A 14,499-nucleotide genomic window follows, 5' to 3' on the forward strand; every position below is an offset into this window, starting at 1 on the left:
GCGTAGGTGTCAGTCAGATCCATCCGGCTCGGCATTGGTGTTTGTTTTTTTACCCAAAAAGCTGCCGGAAACGAAAAGTAAGGCACCGAGGACAATTGCAATATCAGCCAGGTTGAAGGCCGGCCAATGCCAGTCTCGCCAATAGAAATCAAAGGAATCCACAACATAGCCGCGAAAGACCCGGTCAATCAGGTTGCCCATGGCGCCACCGAGGATAAGACTGTAAGCGATGGCTTCTCCTTTATGACGATTTTCAAGGATCAGCTTGATCAGAAAAATCGAGACCACTACCGCGATTCCGATAAAAAAGTAGCGCTGCCAGCCTCCACCATTCGCAAAAAGACTGAATGCGGCACCGGTGTTCCATAGGTGCACCCAGTTAAAGAACGGGGTCACCGAAACATACTCGCCATAGGCCATTGATTGCTGCACCAGCCACTTTACAGCCTGATCAGACGCTGCCAGCAGGCCCGATATGGACAATAGGGCATACGGCGAGAGCTTTTTGCCAATAATGAGCATTATTTAACCCTTCAACGCCAAAATGCGTCTGGCACCGTTAAGTACAATGCCCCCCGCGATGGTGCCGATAATCAGATCCGGATAATTGGACCCGGTCCACGCGACCAGGGCGCCGGCGGTGATGACCCCCAGGTTGATCACCACGTCGTTGGCCGAAAATATCCAGCTAGCCTTCATATGAGCTCCGCCCCCTCGATGTTTGGATACCATCAGCAGACAGGCGGTATTGGCAATCAATGCGACGAATGCGATGGCTATCATCACCAGCGATTCAGGCTCACTACCGAATACAAAGCGCCTCACGACCTCTACGAGTACGCCAACAGCCAAAACCAGTTGGACCACACCAGCAACGTGCGCAACACGGACCTGCCTTTTCACGCTATGCCCAACCGCATAAAGAGCGAGTCCGTACACTGCCGCATCAGCAAAATTGTCCAGGGACTCTGCAATGAGGCCAGTTGACTGAGCCATCAGACCGGCAGTCATTTCCACCACGAACAGAAGTGCATTGATGCCGAGCAACCAGCGCAGGGTCCCGGATTCTTGCTTAGCAGAAGCTGCCGAAAACTCGGCGGCCTTGATGGTCTCCGGATTTGCAGCGACGGTTTCCTGAAGCGAGGCGCCTAGCCCCAAGGTCTTCAGTTTCGAGGTGACGGGCTCGACCTCGCCGTCATGCACGACCTTCAGCCGGCGGTTCGACAAGTCGAAGGACAGCGCCCGAATCTCCTCAAAGCCGTTCAGGGCTAGGCGAATCATTCGTTCTTCTGATGGACAGTCCATCTTCGGCACGGCATAAACACTGACCCATCTCCCTGGCGCCTCGGAGGAGGCCTGTATATCGGTATCCGCTGCGGACGTTGCATCACCGCCACAGGCGCCACCACAGGATTTGCTCATGATACGACTCCACTTGAACAATGTTGTGGTACCATTTAAAACTATAAAGCTACTATAAGGTCAATAGAGTAAAGAATCCGTTGGGGAGGAGGCTGATGCGCATTGGTCAGTTGGCGCAGTTGGTAGGGGTCGAAACACAGACGATCCGCTTCTATGAACAGCAGGGCTTGTTGCCGCCGCCTGATCGGCAGGACAACGGTTACCGTGTCTATACCGAGAAGCATGGTGAGGGGCTGGCCTTCATCCGTCGCTGCAGAATCCTGGGCCTGTCACTGGCTGAGATTCACGAACTACAGAGCTATCAGGACGACCCTCATCAGCCTTGTACCGCCGTCAACGCCTTGCTCGATGATCACATCTCTCATGTGCGGTCGCAGATAACCGCTCTGCAAGCGCTTGAGAAACAACTCGTTTCACTGAGAGCGAGTTGCAACGATGACCGGGAAGTTGAGGCGTGTGGGGTTCTTGCTGGAATTAGCGAAGGAAACATGCACCAGCAGTAGGTGAAGCATCAACCAGATAATCCGATGAGATGCCGGTCTGTCTCACTCTCATGCAAAGGTAAGATCAACCATTTAATCCGCTTACCCGTTGTTTATTAACACTATATTGCTTACCTAACATAATAATCTAACTCCCTTCCACAGCCTTCAGATCAAATATGTGGCGCGACGAAAACTTTATTGTGAAGTGAGCCAGTCGATCTTACTAAGCCTGAAGGCGCCTCAGTCGTTAGGTAATAAGTTTATTTTATATGAAATTTGTTAACTTCCATGTCTCAACATAAACATTTGAGATTCGCTAAAGTGTATATTTATTCGCTGACAATGCGAAGTTGGTTTTCTAAGTAAGGGCTAGCATTCGCCGGGAGCAGGTTTGTCGGAGTTAAAAGGACCAAGAGGTTGTTTTCTACTTAATAACACAAGTGGGCGGTTGAGACGGTAGCTAACAGTGTGGTGACCCATAAGGTGACTAAGAAAATTTGTTATAGGGCATAGACACTATTATTTACTCTGGGGGTATTCCAGTTTGTATTGGAAAGGGGTTCTCAATACTTTCGTCTGCTTGGTGACGCCTTTGCTCTTGTGTCCATAATGTCTTGAGATAATTCACCACATCTCGTATCTCGCTGGGAGCCAAAACTTCCTGATACGCTGGCATCGTTAGCCTATCGGTTTTATTCCAGGAGTCGCGCCAACCCTCGGCAATAATTCGGTAGAGCATGGCATCAGAGTGTTTCCAGGTATGGCCCTCTGGCCCATGTGGTGGAGCAGGTAACTCGCCTAGAGCATTTTGCTCTTCCCAGTTGGGCATGCCTTCGCCTTGTGTACCGTGGCAACTAGCACAGTATTGTCGGTAAACTCTTTTTCCGTCTTCCAGCTGAGGAGTATCGCTTGAAAAAGGACGGTCCTCAGCCATGGCGTGCCCCACAACCATTAGCGTCAGCCATGAGGCAGTGAAAAAACAGTGCTTACGCATCGGGATAAGTCCAGGATTGGCCTTCGTCTTCACTGTGTAGAAGTTCCCCTTTCTGGTTTAAACCATAGAGAGTGTCTTTGGCGGAGAGTGTGAGTGCAACGAGCTCTGTGCCGTCACCAGCTACTTGTTGCCACTCTTGACCACCCGTTTCACTACGCCATAGTCCTTGCTGTGTAACCACATAGACTCGCTTTGGGTTGCCAAGGCTATAAGCCATATCATAGACGCTGCCAGCATCAAGCTCTCCGGTCGGTCTCCAGCCGCAAAAGCAGTCCATCGATAGACGCACCGCATCGTCCGACACCGCGTAGAGCCAGCCAGTCTGCATGCTGCCTTCCATGTCAGAGTGAACGAGTCGGTTAACCTTTTGTGAAGGGCCGCTGTCCATTTTCTTCCAGGTGTTGCCAGCATCCTCGCTTTGGTAGATGCCGTTATCGGCAACCACCGCATAAAGTGTTTCGTCCTGGCGGCGATGCACGGTTAGCGCAGTCACCTCCCGGCTAGGTAGGTTAGCGCTGAGCTCTTGCCAGGTTTCTCCATTGTCGGTGCTACGCTGCACCCCGATTGAGGGGCCTGCGATATAGAGCGCTTGCGGATCAGTGGAGGGGACCGATACCGCGCGCAACTGGCCTTCATTCACGTCTTCGGGCAAGGGAATCGCATTCCAGGTCATGCCTTCATCGGCACGCTGGAATAGTTGGTTAGCCTCAATTTTAAACAGTCGTTTGCCTGTTACGTCATATTGCAGTGCAAGCAACCTTTCTTCAGTTGCCAAGGCCGTAATGGCGCTGCCAAAGCTGACTGCGGCCAAGCCTGTCAGTAAGAAGACACGTAAAAAACGACTCACGATCATGTGCATTTCAATATTTCCTTAAATAACGATTAGCCGATAACACTTAGGGCAGGGAAAGTACGCAATAACCAATATGACAGCTCGGATAGTTTGCCTGTGATCATTAAGCTACCCATCAGGATCATGATCAACCCAGCCGCTATATGTATGAAATGCCCCCAGCGACGCAGGAATTTCTGGTGCTTTATGAAGCGATCAAGTGAAAGGGCACTCAGCATGAAGGGCACACCCAGACCCAAAGAATAAACGCCGAGCAACGCCATGCCGCTCCAGGCGTTGGCCGTGGAAGCGCTGACGGTAAGAATGGCACCCAGAATCGGGCCAATGCAGGGGGTCCAGCCAAATGCAAACGCTAAACCAAGCAGATAAGCCGCACTGCGGCTTCCGCCGACGTCCTTCAGTCGACCCATAAACCGCCATTCTTGATGAAACCAGCGCCATGGCATGAGCCCGGTCATGAAGGCACCAAACAGTATAACGATAAGGCCACCGACTAGGTTTGCTTCTTGGCGATACACCAATAGCAGACGACCAATGGCGGTGGAGCTGGCTCCCAGCAACAAAAAAACGGTTGAAAAACCGAGCACGAACCATATCGACTGGGTTAACACCCGGAGTCGCTCTCGTCTATCCGCCTTCTGTAATTGTCCGAGCGAGCGGCCGGTCATGAAAGAAAGATAGCCAGGCACAAGTGGCAAAACACAGGGTGAAATGAACGAGATCAGGCCTGCCAGAAAGGCAGTGACCAGTCCTATATTGGCTACTTCAAGCATTACCCTTTACCCATGGCTAGGCTTGGAAATTTGATGAGGAATGCTTGATTGACTCGTTTTGATCTACTATTTGGCGAGTGGTGGACGCTGTGCCAGCATTCACTTCTGAAGCGTCTTCTACCCGAGCCTGAACATTGTTAGCGTCGCTTTGCTCGGTCGCTTCACCTTTTTTGTCTTTGCACTTCATCATGCATAGGCCTAATCCGCACATAATGAGACATGGCAATAGGCTCAATAGTATAGGCGCGATGCCCAGCAAAACCAGGTTATCCCAGCCAAAAGCAAGGCCGCCAGCCACTGCCACGCCACCCAGCAACATCAGGCCGCGTTGCCCTGTCAACCGGCCTTGTAGCCCCGATTTTTGTTTTTTCTGTTGGGTTTTGTCGTCACAACAACTCATGGTGCTACCTCATTATCTGGTTGCAATCATTTCGGCAAGAAAGTCGATCATGTCTTGAGTGTTCCACTCGGCTTCCCCCACGAGGCGCCCAATTTCTTTGCCTTGGCGGTCAAGTAGAAGCGTCGTGGGAATACCTACGGCCCCAAGATCTGCGCTAGCCATTCCGGTTTTATCTATATAGGGAGCCAGATGTTCAATGCCTATCTCTTGATAGAATTCATTAACAATCTCGCCCCCCTTACGGTCGATCGATAAGGCGACCACCTCAAAATCATCGCTGCCAAGCTCATCTTGCAGGGCATCTAAAGTGGGCATTTCCTCTCGGCAAGGCCCGCACCATGTTGCCCAGATGTTGAGTAAAATCAGTTTTCCTTCAAAGTCAGCCAACGTGAAAGGGGTACCGTCGCTATCCTCGAAGCTGATTTGTGCCACGTCGTTGGGGGTAGCCCAGAGAAGAAACCCCTGTGGCCCTGAACTTTCTGACGGGGCGGCCATGGCAAGGGATGTGGCAGTCATCAGAAATACAGCTACGAAATGTCCTGTCAGGATGGGGTGTTTCATCGCCGCACTATCCTTTAGTGAGTCGCGTAAATGTCGGGGCTCTCAGTCGATTGCGAGGCGATGGCATAGACTTCCAACGGGCCACGCTTTTCTCCCGACATGCCCGGTGAGCCAAGCGGCATTCCCGGCACACTCAGCCCTATGATAGAGGGCTTTTCATCAAGCACTTGGGTCACGCTCTCAACAGGCACATGCCCTTCGAAGAGATAGTCCCCTACGACCGTGGTATGGCAGCCATGCAGTTCTTCAGGGACGTTATACTCGGCTTTCATTTTAACAAGATCATGGGTGTCGATCGTCTCCACGTCGAAGCCGTTTTGTTCCAAATACTTGGCATATTCGGCACAACACCCGCAATTGGGATTTTTGTAGAGAGTCGCTGATATATCAGCCGCCAATCCCGATACAGGAAAAGCCAGCAAAGACGTAACGGCAAGCGCTTTCCAATGTTTCATATGTTGTGTGTCCGGTTAGATATCAGAGAGGAAGGTCCAAGCGACGCTATCCGCATGATGAAAAGGTTGCTTGCGTACAAGCAACCCTATCCGAGCCGCTTTAAGCGTCGTCGTTCTCATGCTGCATGTTTTCCATCATGGCGTTACATTTTTCCATCATGGACTTCATATCGCCCATCATGTCGTGCATACCCCCTGCTTGCATCATATTGCTATGCATGGCGTTGCCCTCCATCGGCTTCTGTTGATTCTCTTCTTGGGCAAGAAGCGAGCTAGCTCCGAAGCTGCTGGCAGCAACAATGGCAGTAAACAGGATCGCAGTATTACGTTTACGCATGACACTCTCCTCTGTGTGTGAGTCACTCTGCCAAACGCGCTGGTGGTAGGACTTGATTACGGTTTTTTATCCTGTGGCAGAAGTGCTTTTTTAAGATATCCTTAAAGCAGACTTTAATGTCAAGGCCTCATTTTAAATTTCGTTATACAACCTAAATGTTTGTCATGAGCGCTCAGCTGAAGACTTGACCTTTGGGCAGCCTAACGGTTGTAAGCTGGCTACGAATAAACGAATGAGGATAAGCCAATGCGAGTCTCAGAGCTGGCTCAGACGGGAGGAGTAACGGCAGAAACGGTACGCCACTATACAAGGGAAGGGTTATTGCAACCGCACCGCGACCCGCGCAACGGTTATCAACTCTACGATGCAGAGTCCTTGGGGCGCCTACGTTTTATCGATTGCCTGCGTTCGCTGGGTGTTAGTCTTCCAGAGATCAAGCAAATATTATCTTGGGCGGATCAAGGCACTGCAGAGTTTATTGAACCAGTACCACTCGCCACTCAAAGGGGACGTCTTTACTTGCGGGCTCAAGAGTTCCAGGTGATAGCGCGCTGGATAGATAATATGAATCAAGACAAGATGACTGAAAGTTTCAGCCTGAAGGAGCTCATCGAATCGCTTGGATCTAGAAAATCAGACGTCGAGATTAATGATAAGCGAGGTCATCATTAATGGTGCGATGGGGTCATGGCACCGTGCGTATCCACCATCCCTATCATGGATTCCAAATACCAGAGTTGCCAGACGGCAAACGCAATAATTAGCAGCGCTGCTAGCGTACGAGTCGCAGGACTACGTATCCATATTGAGACGCGGCGCGCTGCCACACCGGTCGCTAGGACGGCAGGCAGGGTGCCGAGCCCGAAGGCCCCCATCATCGCGGCGGCACGCAATGGCTCGGCTACGGCCAGACTCCAGGCCAGCATCGAATAGATTAGCCCACAAGGCATCCAGCCCCATAGCGAGCCAAGTGCGAACGCTTGGGGCACTTTTACAACAGGCATCAAGCGACGTCCTATTGGTTCGATGCGGCGCCACAGAACGCGCCCTAGTGCCTCGATACGTAGCAAGCCCTTCCACCAGTTGGCGATATAAAGCGCCATCAGTATCAACATGACCGCCGCCAGGATACGCAATACCAGGGCGAAGCTGTCCAATGCATGGTTGAGCACGGAACCGAGCAGGGCCACCAAGGCACCCGCGATCATGTAGCTGCTGATACGGCCTAAATTATAGCCGAGCAACAGAGCTGCTAAACGGCTAGGTTGTCGCATGCTGGGGGGCACAGCAAAGGTCAGGGCACTCATGATGCCGCCACACATGCCGATACAGTGCGCGCCTCCCAGCAAGCCGAAGACGAAGGCCGCCGCCAGCGGCGGCAGGCTCAGGTCGGCGGGATTCATTTAAGGAGCGCCTTTGGTGCTATCCGCCGTACCAAGGGAGGGGCTGGTGGCGAAGGTCGCCGGAGGGGAGCCGTACGGTGAGATAAGTTCGACCTGTTCGGGTGGATAGCAAAGTCCTTGATCGGAACAGCCCTGAAAGGTCACCACGACGGCCAACGGTCCGATCACGGTCTCGCTCGCCTCGATGGGCGCACTCACCAACACCTGATTGTAGAAAACATTAATGTCCCCCAAAGATGCGTGCGACATTGGCTCACCAGGTGGCAAAGCCAGCTCTCCGAAATTGATACTTCGAGAGAGACTCTCAATCGCAAACTGATGCCGATGAAGGTAATAGTCTTCGGCGACGGTGAAACCGACATAAACCCGATCATCGTCTCGCCAAGCGGTGGTTCGGAAGGCTTCTGTAGCCGGTAGAAAGTCACGTTGCGTCGAACGGTTAAAAGGGGAGCTTTTGTCACCAACCCCAAATATCTCTTCACGTGCCGCTACCGGTGTGACTATAAAGAGTGCCACCATTAGAAAAGCGAAGACTTGTTTCATGAGTTTAACGCCGCCTTTGGCTTATCCACTGGCTGACGTCTGGACCAAGCGACCAGAGCAAAACCCGCTATGAGCATCGGTAGTGTCAACAGCTGCCCCATGGTCAACCAGCCAAAAGCGATGAATCCCAACTGAGGGTCTGGGAGGCGCACGAACTCCACGATGAAGCGAAAGGCTCCGTACAGAAGCAGGAACAACCCAGAGATGAGGCCTCGCTGACGCGGTCGGCGCGATAGCCACCACAGCACGGCAAACAACACGACACCTTCAAGGGCAAACTCGTAGAGAGCCGAAGGATGGCGTGGCTCTGGGCCCAGCTCCATCATGGATGGAAACACCATTGCCCAAGGTACATCACTAACTCTTCCCGGTAACTCGTGATTGATGAAGTTACCGAGGCGACCCGCTCCCAGGCCGATCGGGACTAACGGAGCAATGAAGTCAGTCAGTTGAATAAAAGCCAGTTGATGTTTGCGAGCAAACAGCCAGGCAGCCACTAATACACCGGCAAGGCCGCCATGAAAGCTCATGCCTCCTTCCCAGATTTTTAATAACCAAAGGGGGTTTGCTTGCAGTTGTTCGAGCCCGTAAAACAGCGCATAGCCAAGACGGCCGCCAACGATGATGCCGATGGCGCCGTAGAAGATCAGGTCGCCCATATCATCGTGGCTTAGGCCGAGTCGATGGGCGCGACGCCGACCCAACCACCAAGCAGCGACTAGCCCGATGACATACATTAAGCCATACCAGTGGATCTGAAGAGGGCCTATGGCGATGGCGATCGGATCAATTTGAGGGTATTGCAACATATACCTTCCTTAACTTAGCGTTACAGATGGAGTCATTAATAAAAAAATAATGCGTTTTCATAACCGTTTTATCGTTTCCACTTCTCGACTTCTTGGATGACTCGCTCAACATCTTCAGACGTTATGTAACCTGTATGTTTGTAACGAATAGTGCCTTCGGTATCGACCAGATAGCTTTCTGGGGCGCCATACACACCTAGCTCAAAACCTAGGTTACCCTCTGGATCAAAGATGTTGACTTCAAAAGGGTTCCCGAACTCGTCAAGAAACTCGAGCCCCTTTGCCTGGGTATCCTTATAGTTGATCCCAACCAAGCGGACGCCTCGCGCGGCTAAATCCAATAACTGCGGCATTTCATGTTTGCAAGTCGGACACCACTCTCCCCACACATTGACTAATGTCACCTTTCCTTTAAAAAGAGATTCATTAACGAGCCTTGAGGGGTCTTCCAGCGTTGTCAGTCTGAATGGCGGAAACGGCTGAGCTAACAAGGGTGAATCTCTGGCGCTAGGATCCATTGATAAGCCCTGATAAAAGAAAAAGCTCAAACCAAAAAAGCCCAATAGGGGTAAAAATAGCAATGTCCGAAATTTCACGTGTACGTCTCACAGGTAGTAGCGGGTAAGTGCCTGCTGAGCATTGTTAATGCTTACGAAAGTTGATTTAGAGCACTCGGTTGCTATCGGTCATGGCTGTCGAGCCCATAAGCGTTTCGCCAGCAGCGGCAGCAATGTAATGCCACTGATGAGAATCAGCGCGATTGTGAGGCCACGGGAGTCGGCCGTAATCAGCACTTCGCCGAACATGACGATTAGATACGCCGTGGGGATCACGCCGGCCAGTGTGGCGATCAAAAAGCGCCAGAAAGACAGGGGGGTGATACCTGCCGCATAGCTGACGGCATCAAACGAAAGGAAGGGCACCAATCGGGATGCAAAAACGATGAGCATCAAGCCTGTCTGAGAGCGCTCCTTTCCCAGCCAGTTGAGGATGGGCCGCGTACGCGGCCAGCGTTGCATCACTTCATAGCCGAGCAAACGAGCAATGCAGAAAGCGAGCAGAGCACCGGCTTCGGCACCGATAACGACATAGATCGTCCCCCCAACTGGGCCGTAAAGCGCACCAGCCACCATCGCAATTGGGCCACTGGGAATCGGGCTCATGACAATGGCCGCCATCATCATAAAGATGATGGCCAACGGCCCCCAGACGCCCAGCCTATCAAGCCACTCACGCAAGGCCTGCTTGTCGGTCAAGACCGACAAGGCGCCGGTCTCCATCAGAATCCAATAAAGGGCCGCCAAGCCCATCAATAGAGTGAGCCCCAAAAAGAGCGTTTGCTTTACGCTAAGCTTGGTTGCCATGTGCATCTCAGTGGTCGTGATTGGGGAGACTCGCATCTCAGCCCTGTACCGTTATGGTGTATCATTCAACGCCCAATATTTCGCGAAACTGGTCGGTCGACACTGCGCCATTGATACGCTGAACTTTCCCGGCTTCATCACGGTAGTAGCTGGTCGGCGTTCCCGTAGCACCGGCCTCACGCATGATCTGGGCGTGATTTCTAAGAAGCGCTTGACTCTCCTCCGACGGCTCCACCGGCCTTATGCCGCCATTGCGAAATTCCAGTTCATGAGTTTCGAGAGCACTGGCCGGATTGTCGGCTTCAAGGATTGCAGCAGCTTTGCGAAGACTGTCCTCTGATAGCACGCCGACCAGCACGTGACGAAGCTGTAACACGCCTTGCTCAATGAGCGGGCGCGAATTTTTCCAGAGTGCATTGCAGTAGGGGCAGTTGGGGTCTGTTAGTGTGTACACAATATGCGAAGCATCATCATTCCCCTCCGAGATAAAACGAGTGTTTTCAAACGCACTCCAGGTAGCTTCCAGCATGGGGTCCAGCACCAGAGCCTGAAGCTGGCTTTCCATGACGGCATTGCCCTGGGGGTCGATTAACGTACCAATGACGGCATAGTCGGAAGAGGAAGAAATATAAGCCGCCATAGGCTCATTATCATAAGACAAGGCATAGCCTTGGAGGTCGTCAGGCGCTTCGAAGCTGCCATGGAATGTGAACCCTTGATCCACCAACACGGTAATCGTCTTGGGCAAGGGAGACTCAGTATTAGCGGCACTGCTGGCCTGATGACTCTCATTGGCATCGGTTCCTGCTTCCTGCGCCAACGCAGGCAACGTAATAAGACCTAACAGACCTGCAGCGGCTAGGTAATAAGTAGAATGTAGGATATGCCTCATGAATGCTCTCTTTATCAATTACTGTTTTTCCAAGGGATTAGGTCGATCACATTTACTGGCTGGTTTTAGTGCTTCTTATTAAAAAACAGGTACTTGATAAGCGCAGCAACACCAAGCCCCAGTGCAATAATCAACAAGATCGCTATTAGGCCCATCCCTGCCATACCCCACATGCAGCTTTCACTTCCCATCATTTTGAATTCCTCGTTAACACGACGGTGTTTGGTTTAGGCGCGATGAACAGCATCGTTTGGACGTGATGTGGCATTGCCGGTATCCGATGTGAAACGGCGTAGCCGCAACGAGTTAGTCAGCACAAAAACACTGGAAACGCTCATGGCCGCCGCCGCCAGCATGGGGCTGAGCAATACGCCGATGAACGGATAGAGCACGCCCGCCGCCACGGGGATTAGTGCTACGTTGTAGCCATAGGCCCAAACGAAATTGCCGATAATGGTCCGGTGGGTACGCTTGGAGAGCGCTGTGGCATTGACGATGCCTCGCAAATCGCCACTCATCAGCACCACATCGCCAGACTCGATGGCGATATCGGTACCAGTACCGATCGCAATGCCCACGTCGGCCTGCGCTAACGCGGGAGCATCATTGATTCCATCTCCCACAAAAGCGACACGCTTGCCCTCCGCTTGGAGACGCCGGATCTCTGCCGCTTTCTGGTCGGGCAGCACCTCGGCGAGAACCTGCTGGATGCCAACCTGTCGGGCGATAGCATCGGCAGTGGCACGGTTATCGCCGGTGAGCATGGCCACTTCCAGCCCTTGCGCTTTGAGTGCTGCGATAGCGTCGGCAGAGCCCTCCTTGAGGGGATCCGCCACCGCGATGACTGCAGCAAGCTGACCGTCTACCGCGGCATAGAGCGGGCTCTTGGCGTTCTCGGCCAACACCTTGGCGCGTGTTTCTGCCTGGCCGAGGTCGATTTCCAGCCGACGCATGTAACGATCAGCCCCTACATGTACCAAGTGGCCGTCGACCTCGGCTTCAATGCCGTAGCCAGGCTCGGCACTAAAGCGACTGACAGGGGGTAATTCCAGCCCACGGGTCTTGGCGCCCTGCACAATAGCCTCAGCGATGGGGTGCTCGCTTTGAGCTTCCACCGCCGCGACCAGTCGCAGCACGTCGTTTTCATGACCGTTAATTGCTTCGAAGTCGGTCAGTTCGGGGCGCCCCTGGGTCAAAGTGCCGGTCTTGTCCAGCACCACCGTATTCATCTTGGCCAGCGTCTCAAGCGCCGCCCCTTTGCGAAATAGCACTCCCATCTCGGCCCCTTTCCCGGTACTGACCATGATGGCCGTTGGGGTAGCCAGGCCCATCGCGCAGGGGCAGGCGATCAGCAGCACGCTCACCGTGGTGACGAAGGCGAAGGAAAGGGCCGGCGCCGGCCCGACGGCGAACCACACCCCGAAGGTGACCATGGCGATGGCGATGACCACGGGCACGAACACCCCGGCGATCCTGTCGGCCAGTTGCTGAATCGGTGGCTTCTCGGCCTGCGCCGCTTCCACCATCCTGACGATCTGCGACAGCACGGTGTCCGCACCCACCCGCGTGGCGCGAAAGGTAAGTGCACCGTTCTTGTTGATGGTGCCACCGACGACTTCGGAATCCTTCTGTTTGACGACCGGCACTGGCTCACCGCTGATCATCGACTCATCAACGTAGGAGTGGCCCTCCTCAACGATGCCATCGACTGGAACACGCTCCCCTGGGCGAACCAAAATACGATCGCCCGTGACGACGGCGTCGATAGGCAGCTCGACGGTTTCATCCTCACGGATGACGCGGGCAGTTTTCGCCTGTAATTGCAGAAGCTTCTTGATAGCTTCGGAGGTGCGGCCCTTGGCAATGTGTTCAAAATAGCGACCGAGCAGAATTAACGTCACGATCACCGCCGCCGCTTCGAAATAGCTCACGGCGGTTCCGACGGGAAAGAGTCCGGGCACCAGCAGGGCGGCGACCGAATAGAAATAGGCAGCGCTCGATCCGATCATAACGAGGCTGTTCATGCCCGGATTAAAATGCCGGAGTTCGGCGAAGCCGACGCGATAGAAGCGTGCACCAGCATAGAACTGCACCGGTGTGGCCAATAACCACTCGACGCCCATCCAGCCGCGATGCGGCATTAGACTCGTCAAAAGCGTGTCAAAGGCGGGAATCATTTTCCCCATGGCGATGATGACCACCGGAATCGTGAATATTGCCGCGAGCACGACTCGGCGGCGAAGCTCAGCTCTCTCCCGGTCCTCGCTGTCCGTCGGTGGCGGCGTATCGGTATCCTGTGGTTCATAGCCTGCCTCGCGGATGGCATGCTGAATTCGCGGTAGCGAAACGACTCCCGGCAGGAAACGAACGAAGGCTTTCTGGGTGGCGAGGTTAACACTCACCTCCACTATGCCGGGCAGCTTCGTTAGCGTTCGCTCAATCCGAGAGACACAAGATCCGCAACTCATACCGGTGACGGGTATGTCGAGGCTTTCTACCACCGGTTGATAGCCCGCCGTTTCAATGGCATTGAGTAGGTTAGCGGTTGCGGTACCTGCTTCGACCTGGATAGCCGCCTTCTGTGTGGCGAGGTTTACTTGAGCGTTGATCACGCCTGGCTGCTGGCTGAGTGCACGCTCCACACGCCCAACACAGGAAGCACAGGACATACCACGAATCTCGATGTCGACGTGTTGCGTCATAATGACGATCTCCCTGTTAATTTATCGACGACCCGATAGGCAAACTTGATTTCCATGTTCGCTGTCGAGAAAGTGCCCAATCATTCAGTCTGCTCAGCGATAGCTTCAACAATCGGGCAGCCTTCCTGCATAGGCCCTTCGCCTGCACACTCACTCAATGTTTTCGATAATACGGCTTCAATCCGCGTGAGGTGTTTGATCTGCTCGCGCACTTTATGCAGCTTCTCGCCGGCGATGCGTTTAGCTTGTGCCCGGTCGCCATTAGCATCCTGAAGCATTAACAGCTCCCGAATCTCTTGTAGCGTGAAGCCCCACTGCTTGGCATGAACGATAAACTGCAACCGATCCACGGCTTCTAATGGGTAACGCCGATAGTTGGCATCGGTCCTCCTCGGAGGAGGCATAAGTTTCTCTTTTTCGTAGAATCGAATCGCCTGGCTAGCGACTCCACTTCGTTCGGCAAGCTCGCCGATACTTAGTGTTTGCATGACGCTTCCTCACGACAT

At 53.3% G+C, this 14,499-nt stretch carries 20 protein-coding genes; 2 read left to right on the top strand and 18 right to left on the bottom strand.

What is annotated here, in order from left to right; all coding sequences use genetic code 11:
• Nucleotides 1-9 precede the first annotated feature (9 nt).
• Complete coding sequence (gene lspA, locus KO116_RS22130) at nucleotides 10-522, bottom strand: signal peptidase II (RefSeq protein WP_035565177.1); 513 nt, start codon at nucleotides 520-522, stop codon at nucleotides 10-12.
• Between the two features lie 3 nt (nucleotides 523-525).
• The gene (locus KO116_RS22135; protein WP_045812313.1) at nucleotides 526-1,422 is read right to left on the bottom strand and encodes a cation transporter; all 897 of its coding nucleotides are present in this window, start codon (nucleotides 1,420-1,422) and stop codon (nucleotides 526-528) included.
• Nucleotides 1,423-1,517: 95 nt separating this feature from the next.
• On the opposite strand from KO116_RS22135, the gene cadR reads away from it, so the two are divergent.
• A complete protein-coding gene (gene cadR, locus KO116_RS22140; protein WP_004364961.1) occupies nucleotides 1,518-1,925 on the top strand; it encodes a Cd(II)/Pb(II)-responsive transcriptional regulator in 408 nt (135 codons plus the stop codon).
• Between the two features lie 505 nt (nucleotides 1,926-2,430).
• Here the strand turns inward: cadR and KO116_RS22145 are convergent.
• The 7 genes from KO116_RS22145 to KO116_RS22175 form a co-directional block, all read right to left on the bottom strand.
• Nucleotides 2,431-2,901: a c-type cytochrome gene (locus tag KO116_RS22145; RefSeq protein ID WP_035562985.1), complete on the bottom strand. Its 471-nt coding sequence runs from the start codon at nucleotides 2,899-2,901 to the stop codon at nucleotides 2,431-2,433.
• Nucleotides 2,894-3,760 (bottom strand): WD40/YVTN/BNR-like repeat-containing protein, encoded by an 867-nt coding sequence (locus KO116_RS22150; RefSeq protein WP_035562988.1) that lies wholly within the window; start codon nucleotides 3,758-3,760, stop codon nucleotides 2,894-2,896. The genes KO116_RS22145 and KO116_RS22150 overlap by 8 nt, the downstream gene beginning before the upstream one ends.
• A 23-nt stretch (nucleotides 3,761-3,783) precedes the next feature.
• The gene (locus tag KO116_RS22155; RefSeq protein ID WP_035562990.1) at nucleotides 3,784-4,527 is read right to left on the bottom strand and encodes a cytochrome c biogenesis CcdA family protein; all 744 of its coding nucleotides are present in this window, start codon (nucleotides 4,525-4,527) and stop codon (nucleotides 3,784-3,786) included.
• 16 nt (nucleotides 4,528-4,543) lie between these two features.
• The gene (locus tag KO116_RS22160; RefSeq protein WP_035562993.1) at nucleotides 4,544-4,927 is read right to left on the bottom strand and encodes a hypothetical protein; all 384 of its coding nucleotides are present in this window, start codon (nucleotides 4,925-4,927) and stop codon (nucleotides 4,544-4,546) included.
• 12 nt (nucleotides 4,928-4,939) lie between these two features.
• Nucleotides 4,940-5,488 (bottom strand): TlpA family protein disulfide reductase, encoded by a 549-nt coding sequence (locus KO116_RS22165; protein WP_045812314.1) that lies wholly within the window; start codon nucleotides 5,486-5,488, stop codon nucleotides 4,940-4,942.
• Between the two features lie 14 nt (nucleotides 5,489-5,502).
• A complete protein-coding gene (locus tag KO116_RS22170) occupies nucleotides 5,503-5,943 on the bottom strand; it encodes a DUF411 domain-containing protein (RefSeq protein WP_035562995.1) in 441 nt (146 codons plus the stop codon).
• 100 nt (nucleotides 5,944-6,043) lie between these two features.
• Nucleotides 6,044-6,280: a hypothetical protein gene (locus tag KO116_RS22175; protein WP_035562998.1), complete on the bottom strand. Its 237-nt coding sequence runs from the start codon at nucleotides 6,278-6,280 to the stop codon at nucleotides 6,044-6,046.
• A 246-nt stretch (nucleotides 6,281-6,526) separates the two neighbouring features.
• Between KO116_RS22175 and KO116_RS22180 the strand changes: the two genes are divergently transcribed.
• Entirely contained in the window at nucleotides 6,527-6,952 is a 426-nt protein-coding gene (locus KO116_RS22180) for a MerR family transcriptional regulator (protein ID WP_035563000.1), read from the top strand.
• Here KO116_RS22180 and KO116_RS22185 read toward each other — a convergent pair.
• From KO116_RS22185 to KO116_RS22220, 9 genes are all read right to left on the bottom strand, one after another.
• Nucleotides 6,949-7,683, bottom strand: a complete 735-nt coding sequence (locus tag KO116_RS22185) for a sulfite exporter TauE/SafE family protein (protein ID WP_035563003.1) — start codon at nucleotides 7,681-7,683, stop codon at nucleotides 6,949-6,951. The genes KO116_RS22180 and KO116_RS22185 overlap by 4 nt on opposite strands.
• Entirely contained in the window at nucleotides 7,684-8,226 is a 543-nt protein-coding gene (locus KO116_RS22190; RefSeq protein WP_022522186.1) for a protein-disulfide reductase DsbD domain-containing protein, read from the bottom strand.
• Nucleotides 8,223-9,035: a prolipoprotein diacylglyceryl transferase gene (gene lgt, locus KO116_RS22195; protein WP_035563007.1), complete on the bottom strand. Its 813-nt coding sequence runs from the start codon at nucleotides 9,033-9,035 to the stop codon at nucleotides 8,223-8,225. Before lgt ends, KO116_RS22190 begins: the two co-directional genes overlap by 4 nt.
• A 68-nt stretch (nucleotides 9,036-9,103) precedes the next feature.
• The gene (locus KO116_RS22200) at nucleotides 9,104-9,631 is read right to left on the bottom strand and encodes a DsbE family thiol:disulfide interchange protein (RefSeq protein ID WP_035563010.1); all 528 of its coding nucleotides are present in this window, start codon (nucleotides 9,629-9,631) and stop codon (nucleotides 9,104-9,106) included.
• Nucleotides 9,632-9,721: 90 nt separating this feature from the next.
• Nucleotides 9,722-10,399 carry a TVP38/TMEM64 family protein gene (locus tag KO116_RS22205; protein ID WP_035563012.1) on the bottom strand — a complete coding sequence of 226 codons (678 nt, stop codon included), beginning with the start codon at nucleotides 10,397-10,399 and terminating at the stop codon, nucleotides 9,722-9,724.
• A gap of 61 nt (nucleotides 10,400-10,460) precedes the next feature.
• Nucleotides 10,461-11,291 (bottom strand): thiol:disulfide interchange protein DsbG, encoded by an 831-nt coding sequence (dsbG, locus tag KO116_RS22210; RefSeq protein WP_052703842.1) that lies wholly within the window; start codon nucleotides 11,289-11,291, stop codon nucleotides 10,461-10,463.
• A gap of 65 nt (nucleotides 11,292-11,356) precedes the next feature.
• Nucleotides 11,357-11,485 carry a hypothetical protein gene (locus KO116_RS26135; RefSeq protein WP_255319124.1) on the bottom strand — a complete coding sequence of 43 codons (129 nt, stop codon included), beginning with the start codon at nucleotides 11,483-11,485 and terminating at the stop codon, nucleotides 11,357-11,359.
• A 33-nt stretch (nucleotides 11,486-11,518) separates the two neighbouring features.
• Nucleotides 11,519-13,993 carry a heavy metal translocating P-type ATPase gene (locus KO116_RS22215; RefSeq protein WP_035563015.1) on the bottom strand — a complete coding sequence of 825 codons (2,475 nt, stop codon included), beginning with the start codon at nucleotides 13,991-13,993 and terminating at the stop codon, nucleotides 11,519-11,521.
• A gap of 80 nt (nucleotides 13,994-14,073) precedes the next feature.
• On the bottom strand, nucleotides 14,074-14,481 hold the full coding sequence (locus KO116_RS22220; protein WP_035563017.1) for a heavy metal-responsive transcriptional regulator: 408 nt from the start codon (nucleotides 14,479-14,481) through the stop codon (nucleotides 14,074-14,076).
• Nucleotides 14,482-14,499: the final 18 nt, after the last annotated feature.

This window comes from Halomonas sp. KO116, assembly GCF_000734975.2.
Classification (GTDB): domain Bacteria; phylum Pseudomonadota; class Gammaproteobacteria; order Pseudomonadales; family Halomonadaceae; genus Vreelandella; species Vreelandella glaciei.

What these genes read in the sequence shown, in the direction of transcription:
- lspA (WP_035565177.1), bottom strand. Translation starts at nt 522, where the DNA reads ATGCTCATTATTGGCAAAAAGCTCTCGCCGTATGCCCTATTGTCCATA.
- KO116_RS22135 (WP_045812313.1), bottom strand. Translation starts at nt 1,422, where the DNA reads ATGAGCAAATCCTGTGGTGGCGCCTGTGGCGGTGATGCAACGTCCGCA.
- cadR (WP_004364961.1), top strand. Translation starts at nt 1,518, where the DNA reads ATGCGCATTGGTCAGTTGGCGCAGTTGGTAGGGGTCGAAACACAGACG.
- KO116_RS22145 (WP_035562985.1), bottom strand. Translation starts at nt 2,901, where the DNA reads ATGCGTAAGCACTGTTTTTTCACTGCCTCATGGCTGACGCTAATGGTT.
- KO116_RS22150 (WP_035562988.1), bottom strand. Translation starts at nt 3,760, where the DNA reads ATGCACATGATCGTGAGTCGTTTTTTACGTGTCTTCTTACTGACAGGC.
- KO116_RS22155 (WP_035562990.1), bottom strand. Translation starts at nt 4,527, where the DNA reads ATGCTTGAAGTAGCCAATATAGGACTGGTCACTGCCTTTCTGGCAGGC.
- KO116_RS22160 (WP_035562993.1), bottom strand. Translation starts at nt 4,927, where the DNA reads ATGAGTTGTTGTGACGACAAAACCCAACAGAAAAAACAAAAATCGGGG.
- KO116_RS22165 (WP_045812314.1), bottom strand. Translation starts at nt 5,488, where the DNA reads ATGAAACACCCCATCCTGACAGGACATTTCGTAGCTGTATTTCTGATG.
- KO116_RS22170 (WP_035562995.1), bottom strand. Translation starts at nt 5,943, where the DNA reads ATGAAACATTGGAAAGCGCTTGCCGTTACGTCTTTGCTGGCTTTTCCT.
- KO116_RS22175 (WP_035562998.1), bottom strand. Translation starts at nt 6,280, where the DNA reads ATGCGTAAACGTAATACTGCGATCCTGTTTACTGCCATTGTTGCTGCC.
- KO116_RS22180 (WP_035563000.1), top strand. Translation starts at nt 6,527, where the DNA reads ATGCGAGTCTCAGAGCTGGCTCAGACGGGAGGAGTAACGGCAGAAACG.
- KO116_RS22185 (WP_035563003.1), bottom strand. Translation starts at nt 7,683, where the DNA reads ATGAATCCCGCCGACCTGAGCCTGCCGCCGCTGGCGGCGGCCTTCGTC.
- KO116_RS22190 (WP_022522186.1), bottom strand. Translation starts at nt 8,226, where the DNA reads ATGAAACAAGTCTTCGCTTTTCTAATGGTGGCACTCTTTATAGTCACA.
- lgt (WP_035563007.1), bottom strand. Translation starts at nt 9,035, where the DNA reads ATGTTGCAATACCCTCAAATTGATCCGATCGCCATCGCCATAGGCCCT.
- KO116_RS22205 (WP_035563012.1), bottom strand. Translation starts at nt 10,399, where the DNA reads ATGGCAACCAAGCTTAGCGTAAAGCAAACGCTCTTTTTGGGGCTCACT.
- dsbG (WP_052703842.1), bottom strand. Translation starts at nt 11,291, where the DNA reads ATGAGGCATATCCTACATTCTACTTATTACCTAGCCGCTGCAGGTCTG.
- KO116_RS26135 (WP_255319124.1), bottom strand. Translation starts at nt 11,485, where the DNA reads ATGATGGGAAGTGAAAGCTGCATGTGGGGTATGGCAGGGATGGGCCTA.
- KO116_RS22215 (WP_035563015.1), bottom strand. Translation starts at nt 13,993, where the DNA reads ATGACGCAACACGTCGACATCGAGATTCGTGGTATGTCCTGTGCTTCC.
- KO116_RS22220 (WP_035563017.1), bottom strand. Translation starts at nt 14,481, where the DNA reads ATGCAAACACTAAGTATCGGCGAGCTTGCCGAACGAAGTGGAGTCGCT.